This is a genomic window from Vibrio sp. 1557 (assembly GCF_033340175.1).
GTDB lineage: Bacteria > Pseudomonadota > Gammaproteobacteria > Enterobacterales > Vibrionaceae > Vibrio > Vibrio alginolyticus.
In genome coordinates this window covers 1-1037 of the sequence record NZ_JAWOVZ010000289.1, presented here as the reverse complement: position 1 = coordinate 1037, position 1037 = coordinate 1, and the positions used below count along the sequence as shown (strand labels likewise).

Below are 1037 nucleotides of genomic sequence, written 5' to 3'. Positions count from 1 at the left end.
CTGACCTTTCATTTGACCTAAATAAAAGCCACCTTAGCTTTATTCTAGAGAAGTTAACCGCAAACGCGATTGCATTGGATGGTAAAGCCGATGTGACATTGGGAGACATTCCAAAAATACGTTTTGCCCTTCATAGCCCTAATATCGATTTAGATGAATTCTTAGGCTTGGATAAACAAGCACCAGCAAGCGAAAAGCCAGCCTCTGGTGGTAAGAGTGCATCCGCGGGGCCTGAAGTTGAGCCGGATCTTTCAGCACTGAAAACGCTGGATGTCAAAGGTGATATCACCATCGATAAGTTCAAAGCGGCTAACGCGAAAATGGAAGCGGTAAAAGCGAGCTTCACTGTCAATCGTGGTGTGTTTGACCTCACATCATTTAGCTCGAAGTTGTACCAAGGCACAATTTCAGCAACAGCAAGACTAGATGCACGTAAGACGCCAGCGACTTACAGCGTGAAAAAATCAATCAAAGGTGTGAAAGTTCAACCGCTACTGATTGATGTTGCTAACAACGACAAGCTAGAAGGTACGGGTAACATCGACGTGAATGTCCAAGGTAGCAGTTTGACGCCGACAGGTATCAAACAGAACCTTGCTGGTACGGTAGTGATTAACTTTGCTGATGGTGCGGTAAATGGCATCAACGTTGCTCAATTGATTCGTGAAAACTACGCGCGATTCAAAGGGCAAAAAGTTGAAAGTACCAACGAAGTGAAGAAAACAGACTTCAGTGGGATGACCGCGACGTTGAAACTAAACAAAGGTGTGGTATCAACGGACAACTTGCATGCTCAATCACCGTTACTACGTGTGCGTGGTAACGGCAGTGCAAACTACATCAATGAGACGGTCGACTTTACTATCAGTACTTCAATTGTGGGTACGCTAGAAGGCCAAGGTGGTAAAAACATCGATGAGCTGAAGGATATCACGATTCCAATCAATGTGTCTGGTAAGTGGGCGGACCCTAAATTCAAACTCGTATTCGATGATGTTCTTAAACAGAAAGCTCAGAAAGAAATTGACCGTGGCGTA

At 44.6% G+C, this 1037-nt stretch carries 1 protein-coding gene; it reads left to right on the top strand.

The window, feature by feature from the left end:
• On the top strand, positions 1 to 1037 hold a 1037-nt coding region (locus R7070_RS26560; protein WP_318141568.1), incomplete at both ends, for an AsmA family protein.